This is a genomic window from Gallibacterium genomosp. 2 (genome assembly GCF_000771895.1).
Lineage (GTDB): Bacteria > Pseudomonadota > Gammaproteobacteria > Enterobacterales > Pasteurellaceae > Gallibacterium.
The window spans coordinates 1-8,793 of sequence record NZ_JPXY01000054.1; the positions used below are offsets into that span (position 1 = coordinate 1).

The window sequence follows — 8,793 nt, forward strand, 5'->3', positions numbered from 1 at the left end:
TACAGCACCACCACCCGAGAAGGTTATCACACTTACAAATCTAACCCGACCTATTGCCAAACTTGCCCACTACGTTCACAGTGTACCCAAAACCAAAAAGCCGAACGCCTCATCACCAGGCATATCTACCAAGATGCTGTGGATAACGCCAATGCAGTGAGAGTATCGAGGCAGGGCAGAAAACTTTACCAACGCCGAGCGGAAACCGTAGAGCGCAGCTTTGCGGATGCCAAACAACATCACGGACATCGCTATGCTCGTTATAGAGGATTATCCAAAGTGCAAATGCAATGCTTCCTTGCGGCAATGGCACAAAATATCAAGAAAATTGCCCTGGTGGTATGGGCTATTTTGTCTTATTTATGGCGCCAATTTTACTTGTTTGAGGCAGGGGTAAAACAATCAGCGAAAATGACCGCTGGCACCATTATCTGAAAGGAAAAGCAAGAGAAAAGCGACAAAGTAAAAAAACAAACCCATTTTTATCAAATGATTTTGGAAAGATGGGTTTGTCAGCAGTCTGAACGCACTTTATGTGCGTTTTTTTTGAATAAAACTAAAGCTTTTACTGTATCTCATAAAATGTTCTCCACAAAATGTGACTTTGAAGATGATATTAAGACATTAGAGAAAATACGCTCTTGTTATACAGTAATTTAAATGAATCACTTAAGAACTTGACGAATTATCATAAATAGTATGGGAAGATAATAGGTTCAAAAGTAGGACTAAGTGATAGTTTTACTTTTGCTCCTAAGGACAGCATTTTTTGACTTGTTATATTTATCTGAAAATCTTCTAATTGGACTAAATATCTGTAATGAGATCCAAGAAATCTTTGTTGAATAACTTTTCCCCCAATACCTGGACCATCAATTTTTATTTTGATTTGTTCAGGCCTAACCAATAAATAACTTTTGCTATCTGATGATATTTTAGGGTAAGGATGATAGCCAAAGAGCGATTGATAACCACCTTCTTCTTTATATTGGCACGGTAGATAGTTAGTTTCACCAAGAAAGTTTGCTATAAAAGGGCTATTAGGTTGTTGATATAGTTGGCTTGGTGTACCTATTTGGCAGATGACGCCTTTATCCATAATGGCTAATTTATCAGCAAATAAAAACGCTTCTTCTTTACTGTGAGTAACAAAAATCGCGGGAATATGCTGTTGTTTCAAAATGATACGAATTTCCTCAATCATTTGGTGACGCACTTGGCTATCAATGTTTGAGAAAGGTTCATCAAGTAATAGTAATTTGGGGCAGCAAGCTAAGGCTCTAGCAATAGCAACACGTTGCTGTTGTCCGCCAGAAAGCTCGTGTGGATAACGTTTTTCTAACCCTTGCAGATGTACAAGTGAGGTCATTTTTTGCAGTATTTTTTGTTGCTCTGGTGATGGCTTTTGGTGCAAACCAAAGAGAATGTTTTCGCTAACGGTTAAATGTGGAAAAAGAGCATAGTCCTGAAAAATCAGTCCAATTTCACGTTGATTGGCTTCAAGATGACCAATCTCTTTCCCTTGTAAATAAATTTTTCCCGAATGAAGGGGGATTAGTCCTGCAATCCCTTTGAGCAAAGTTGTCTTCCCACAACCGCTCGCCCCAAGTAGGCAGACAATATCGTCATTTTCAATACTTAAATTTAGATTTTGTAATATGTTTTGTTGCTGATAAGAGCAAGTCAAATTAGTAATCGTTAGGGTATTCATCATCACAGGCTTCTCGTTGATTTCAGTAAGGATCGGGTCAAAATTAATACGGGGACGATGCCAACTAAGATCAGTACCAACGCGGGCAGTGCTGCACGTTCTAGTTGTTCGTCAGAAGTAAAGGTAAAAACGTACGTTGCTAGCGTATCAAAATTGAAAGGCCGTAATAAAAGCGAGGCATTAAGCTCTTTCATACTTTCAATAAATACTAATAATAAGGCGGTGAAAATACCTTTTCTCATTAATGGGAAATGAATTTTTTGCCAAATGGCTAAGGGTTTATGCCCGAGTATTTTGCCCGCCATATCTAATGAGGGTGGGATTTGATTGAGGCTAGTTTCGAGGCTTCCTAATGCCATTGCGGAAAAGCGAATGAGGTAGGCAGCGACTAAAGCAAAAATCGATCCTGAAAAAAACAAGCCGACAGGGGAAAGCCCGAACCATTTTACGAGGCTGTTTACTTGGTGATCGGCAAAGGTGAATGGAATGAGTAAACCGATGGCTAAAACTGTTCCCGGAATGGCATAACCGAGTGCAGAAAGTTTCAGACTTTGTGTGGTGAGTTTATTTGGATAAAAGCGTGCAAGGAAGTGTTGTAGTAGAGCGATAAGCACACAAAATACCATTGCTAATCCTGAAACGAGCAGACTATTTTTGCTGTATTGCCAGAAATATTCATTCCACGTTTGATCAAAATACAGTATTGACCAATAAATTAGTTGAAATAGGGGAATAAAAAATGCAAAAGTAATTAAAACAAGACAAAAAATAAGTAATAGTTTAGCTGAAAATGTTAAGGGGTTTGTACTTGCCGTGCCTTGACCACTACGTTGATAATAACGTTGTTGGCGACGAGCGTAGCGTTCAAGGCTTATAAAAAGTAGTAATAAGCCGAGCATAAAGAGTGAAATTTGTGCCGCTGCGTGCAAATCACCAAAGCCGAGCCAAGTATCATAGATTGCGGTAGTCAGCGAGGGAATGGCGAAAAAAGCGACTGTACCAAAATCCCCTAGGGTTTCCATTGCCACTAAGGCACAGCCTACGGCGATAGCTGGGCGGATTAACGGTAGTGTAATTTTATAGAGGATACGCCATTGATTGGCTCCCAGTAATTTTGCACTTTGTTGTAAGTGTTCTCCTTGTTCCATTAATGCCATTCGGGTGAGCAAAAAAATGTAAGGGTAGAGCGACAAGGCAAGGATAAAGCACGCGCCGCCAAGGCTACGAATGTTGGGAAACCAGTAATCTTGTTTGCTCTGCCAATCAAACACATTTCGTAAGGTTTGTTGCACGATACCGGGATAATCAAGAAAATCAGTGTAAAGATAAGCGGATAAATAGGCTGGAATAGCCAGCGGTAAACAGAGTAACCATTGTAAAAGGGTTCTACCTGAAAAATGGTAACGGGAAACCAAAAAAGCACAAGGTAAGGCAAAACACGCACTGAGCAAGGTTGTGCCAAGCACTAAAAACAATGAGTTAATGAGATAATCGGTGAACACCGTTTCCCATAAATGTTGCATACTTTGCAACGAACCGCTCAAGGCGGAAGCCAATAAGGCGAAGATTGGCAAAAGAAAGAAACTTGCCAAGCTACAGGCGAATAAAAGGGCAGTCAGTTTAGAATACGTTTTTTTATTATCTAACATTGTCTAGGTGATAAAAAGATAGCCTATTTAAAGGATCAGCAATAGGCTATCATAAATTTGTATTATTAGAAAATTAGAGATCAAATTTCACTTCATCAATGAGTTTGAGGGCATTTTCATAATTTTCCGCGATTTTTTCGAGCGGTAAATTATCTTGCTTAAACTCACCCCACGATTGTACGAGTTTTGATTTCTCGACAGAAGGTTTTACAGGGTATTCGTGGTTTAGCTCCGCATAAAGATGCTGTGCTTTATCGCCACTCAAAAACTCCACTAATTTTACCGCATTGTCTTTATTCGGAGCATATTTCGCGATCACCACGCCACTAATATTCATATGTGTGCCGACAGTTTGTTGGTCTGGATAGTTGATATAAGCCGCTTCCGCCCAGCTTTTTTGTTTTTCATCTTCAAGCATTTTGCCGTAATAATAGCTATTGCCTAAAGAATAATCACAAACGCCCTCTTTAATCGCTTTCACTTGATCGCGGTCGCCACCTTGTGGTTTTTGGGCGAGGTTCGCTTTTAATCCTGTTAAAAAGGCTTTGGCTTTTTCTACGCCATCGTGTGCGATCATTGAAGCCACTAACGACACGTTATAAGAATGCTTTCCTGAACGCACACACACTTTGCCTTTCAACTCAGGTTTAGCTAAATCGTAGTAAGTGAAACTTGCAGGAAGTTTGCCAACACGATCTTTTGAAGAATACACCACGCGCGCACGGCTGGTTAATGCAAACCATTTGCCTTGGCTATCGCGGAATTGTGCGGGAATGTTGCTATCTAACACCTTGGATTGAATAGGCTGAGCTAGCCCTGCATTAACAATTTCCATCACACGGCTAATATCTACGGTTAATAATACATCAGCAGGGCTAAGTTCGCCCTCTCTTTTTACACGCTCAACAAGCCCTTTATCGGCATAAATAAAGTTTACTTTTATGCCACTTTCTTGTTCAAATTTTTTTAAAATCGGTTCAATTAGATAAGGTTGTCGGTAAGAATATACATTTACTTCATTTGCAGCGAAGGCAGAAGTGGCAAAGGTCGTGAGACAAGCAATAGCGGATAATATTTTTTTCATTTGGATACTCCATAGTTAGTTTACATTTTCCAGCCGTTTAATTTTTACAACACATAGGCTATAAATAGTATTCATAATACGATAGGCAAAAGTAGTGCATATTATTAATTAAACGACCATCTTTATTCGTAGTGCTATTCATACCGCTATCCCGCTTCAGATTTGACTAAAATATTTTTCAGCGTGATTTGAAAAGCAAGATTGATTGTACCTAAAATCACAAATAAGTAAATGAAAATTATTCTCATAAATATAAAAATTAACAAATTAATTCACTATTATTTCTATAGTAGCTATTTGATAAAGCTGTAATTATTCAAACAAGTTGGTTAATTGGGTGTGAAATCTTTTGTTGTATCAGTTTTTCAAACGTGAAATATTAGAGAAAGAGGGGTGTTTCAATATTGCTATTTTGGTGAGAACCTAGGGCTAATTTAATACAGCCCTATACTTTATACTATGATTTTTTATGCTTTGCCTCTTCATCTAACTGGGCTAGCCAATCTAATTTTTGTTTGATTTTGATCTCCATTCCACGCTCATTTGGAAAATATAAACGTGTTCCTTTTAGAGGCTCCGGAAAATAGTTTTCACCGGCGGCATAAGCATTTGGCTCATCGTGTGCATAGCGATAATTTTTACCGATACCCATATTTTTCATCAGTGTTGTCGGCGCATTACGCAAATGCAATGGTACATCAAAATCGGGATATTGTGTTGCGAGCTGTTTTGCCTGTTTGAAGGCAAGATAAACGGCATTACTTTTCGGTGCTACCGCTAAATAAACAATGGCTTGAGCAATCGCACGTTCACCTTCTGCTGCGCCCACACGCGTGAAACAGTCCCACGCATTCAACGCAACTTCCATTGCTCTTGGATCGGCATTGCCGATATCTTCTGAAGCAATGGCTAATAAACGGCGAGCAACATAGAGCGGATCACCGCCGGCAGTAATAATTCGCGCATACCAATAAAGTGCAGCATCAGGCGCAGAACCGCGTACAGATTTATGCAATGCTGAAATTAAGTCATAATAACGGTCGCCCTGTTTATCGAAATGCGCCTGTCTTTCCCCCAAAGTATCAACTAATAATTGCTTCGTCAGTAGTTTCCCTTTTGGCGTTTCCTCTGCCATATCAACCATTAATTCTAAGCAGTTTAATGCCAAACGGGCATCGCCATTGACGTATTCTGCCAGCATGGCTAATAAGCCATCTTCAAGATTAATGATCTGGTTGCCATAGCCGAATTGTTTATCCTGTAAAGCACGCTGCAACACTTCAACAATCTCATCGATATTAAGCGATTTTAAAAGATAAACTCTGGCACGTGAGAGTAATGCGCTATTTAATTCAAAAGAGGGGTTCTCCGTTGTTGCGCCGATAAAGATAATAGTGCCGTCTTCAATATAGGGCAAAAAGGCATCCTGCTGTGATTTATTAAAGCGATGCACTTCATCCACAAATAACAAAGTTTGTTGACCGGCAAATTGGTTCTGTTTAGCCCGTTCTATCGCTTCGCGGATCTCTTTCACACCACTGGTAACGGCAGAAAGATATTCCACTTTTGCATTTAAGCGATGGGCAATAATTTCTGCTAATGTCGTTTTACCGGTACCGGGTGGCCCCCAAAAAATCATAGAGTGAATATTGCCGCTTTCAATTGCTTTGCGTAGCGGCTTTCCTTTACCGACCAGATGACTTTGACCAAAATAATTATCCAATGAGGTTGGACGCATCCTTGCAGCTAAAGGGCGAAAATCATCACCGGAAAAATTTAAATCAAGCGTTTCCATTTAGCACCTATAACAATCACTATTTTTTGCGTTGATCATCCAATTCCGCACCTTTTGGCAAAGTAAACTTAAAGGTTGAGTCGGGCAAAACCGAAGTATTAATATTGCGTAAAATATATAAATTTGCCTGACCGTCTTTTTCGATAGTGCTAAAGCTATTTAATAATCCGTTGGCATTAATCCGAATAGTAAATTGTTTGATATTGCTCTTTTTATCAACCGGCACAAGTGTAAACACATCCTGTTTTTGTGTGACTTGATAACTTGCCCAATGGTGTTGATCATCACTGGTTAATAACACGAACGGCGTATTATTTACCGCTTCACTTACCCAGTTGGCTGTTGCTTGCTCAACAAAAGGATCGTAATACCATAAGGTTTTGCCGTCTGAAACCATTTCACTCTCTTGTGGCGAGCTAATCTCCATTTTAAATAAATTCGGATGCTTAATTTGTAAAGTGCCTTCACCTTGTTGAACCACTTTGCCTTCCGCATCGGAAACACGTTGCTGGAACTGACTGCTCAGTGAATTGATTTGTGATAAACGCTGTTGTAATTCAGATTTTGCATCAGCAAAAGCGGTAGTGCTGCAAATTAAGCTGAATAAAGCACAAAATGTCAGTAATTTTTTCATTGATGTCTCCTTAATAATTATTTTTTGGTGCCAGGATTTCACGTTTACCATTAACCGGCGAAGATAAAATGCCCTGTTGTTCCATTTGATCGAGGATACGCGCGGCACGAGGGAAACCTAAACCCAGACGACGCTGTAGAAATGAAGCGGAAGTGTTGCCTGTGCTTAACACCACCTCGACTGCTTCATCAAATTTTTCATCAAGTTCGCTGTTGTTGCCTTCACCGCTATTATTTTGTTCCTCTTCACTGTTTTCGACAATTTCATCCAAATAATTAGGTTTGCCACGAGCGCGCCAATCATTGGCAACACGAGCGACTTCATCATCGGTCATATAAGCACCGTGAACACGAATTAAATCGCCTTGACCGGAATAGAGCATATCACCTTTTCCTAATAACGCTTCTGCACCGGATTGATCCAAAATAGTGCGTGAGTCAATTTTACTGGCAACGGTAAATGCGATACGACTTGGAATATTGGCTTTAATCAAGCCGGTGATGACGTCCACTGAAGGACGTTGTGTTGCTAAAATTAAGTGAATACCGATAGCACGCGCCTTTTGTGCCAAGCGCGCGATTAATTCTTCTACCTGTTTTCCGACAATCATCATTAAATCGGCAAATTCATCGACAATCACCACAATATAAGGTAGTTTTTCCAGCGCCGGCGGCATTGCATCCATAGTATCGCCCGGTCGCCAAATCGGATTTGGAATCGGTAATTGCATTTCAGCCGCTTGATCAATTTTATGATTAAATCCTTCAATATTGCGGACGTGCAGTGCAGTAAGTAATTGGTAGCGGCGTTCCATTTCATCAACACACCAACGTAATGCATTTGCCGCTTTGTTCATATCAGTCACCACATTGGTAAGCAAATGTGGAATATCGTTGTACATAGAGAGTTCAACCTGTTTTGGATCGATCATAATGAATTTCACTTCTTCCGGTTGAACCTTGAATAACAAACTTAAAATCATTGCATTGACACCAACGGATTTGCCTGAACCGGTTGCTCCTGCTACCAATAAATGTGGCATTTTCGCCAAATCTACTACGACCGCTTTGCCACTGATATCTTTACCAAGCACCATTGATAGAGGCGATTTTGCTTGTTGGAATTCGGCACTGCTTAACACATCGCGCAGCAGTACATTTTGACGGCGCATATTTGGCGTTTCAATGCCGATATAAGGTTTGCCGGGGATCACTTCCGCAATACGAATCGAGCGGAACATTAATGCACGTGCCAAGTCGGTATCTATGCTGGTAACTTTCGATGCTTTAGTTCCCGGTTGTAATTCAATTTCATAACGAGTAACGACCGGGCCGATAGTGACGTTACGCACAGCGGCTTTCACGCCGAAATTACGTAGTTGCTGCTCAATGCGTCTTGAAGTTTCTTGAATCTCTGCTTGAGTTACTTCTGTTTTTAAAGGTTGTCCCGGACTTAATAAATCCAAGCTTGGCAACGGCGTTGTCGGTTTAACGGTTGAAATCGGATCTGGTTGAAGCAACGGATGAATTAATGTGCCGTTATAAGGCTTATAATTCGGTGTTGTCGTTGAGGGCTTAGCTTCTGCTTTAGAATGGGCATATTGTTGCTCTTTCATTTGTTGTTGCGCTAAAAATTGTTCACGTAAATGTGTAAGTTCTTCATCATCGTCCTCATAATCGTCTTCGTCTTGAGCAGGCGCGATCGAATCAACATTCATCGTATTATTAGGAGGCAATGAAGTTTCCTGTTTTGGCACAGAAACAGCGGTTTTCGCCTCTGTTAACCTAGTGTCATTCGCTGTAACAACAGATGTCGGTGATGGCATTGAAATGGAAACTTTCGGCAATTCCGGCTGTTCTTCAATATCCATCATTGGAAAATCAAAATTGGCAATGCTATCTTCTTGTGCTTGTGCTTGTG

The 8,793-nt window shown here is 40.4% G+C and carries 7 protein-coding genes; 1 reads left to right on the forward strand and 6 read right to left on the reverse strand.

Features of this window, described 5'->3' with window-relative positions; genetic code table 11:
• Positions 1–435, forward strand: a 435-nt coding sequence (locus tag P375_RS10640; RefSeq protein ID WP_039136881.1) for a transposase, incomplete at its 5' end; no start/stop codon positions are given.
• 253 nt (positions 436–688) lie between these two features.
• Here P375_RS10640 and P375_RS10645 read toward each other — a convergent pair.
• The 6 genes from P375_RS10645 to P375_RS10670 form a co-directional block, all read right to left on the reverse strand.
• The gene (locus tag P375_RS10645; protein WP_039085977.1) at positions 689–1,711 is read right to left on the reverse strand and encodes an ABC transporter ATP-binding protein; all 1,023 of its coding nucleotides are present in this window, start codon (positions 1,709–1,711) and stop codon (positions 689–691) included.
• Between the two features lie 2 nt (positions 1,712–1,713).
• Complete coding sequence (locus P375_RS10650) at positions 1,714–3,360, reverse strand: ABC transporter permease (RefSeq protein ID WP_039095586.1); 1,647 nt, start codon at positions 3,358–3,360, stop codon at positions 1,714–1,716.
• A gap of 73 nt (positions 3,361–3,433) precedes the next feature.
• Positions 3,434–4,444: a Fe(3+) ABC transporter substrate-binding protein gene (locus P375_RS10655; RefSeq protein WP_021462428.1), complete on the reverse strand. Its 1,011-nt coding sequence runs from the start codon at positions 4,442–4,444 to the stop codon at positions 3,434–3,436.
• A gap of 457 nt (positions 4,445–4,901) precedes the next feature.
• Complete coding sequence (locus P375_RS10660) at positions 4,902–6,239, reverse strand: replication-associated recombination protein A (RefSeq protein ID WP_039136884.1); 1,338 nt, start codon at positions 6,237–6,239, stop codon at positions 4,902–4,904.
• 19 nt (positions 6,240–6,258) lie between these two features.
• Positions 6,259–6,873, reverse strand: coding sequence for an outer membrane lipoprotein chaperone LolA (gene lolA, locus P375_RS10665; protein ID WP_039136886.1), 615 nt, complete (start codon positions 6,871–6,873; stop codon positions 6,259–6,261).
• A 10-nt stretch (positions 6,874–6,883) separates the two neighbouring features.
• On the reverse strand, positions 6,884–8,793 hold a 1,910-nt coding region (locus P375_RS10670), incomplete at its 5' end, for a DNA translocase FtsK (RefSeq protein ID WP_039136888.1).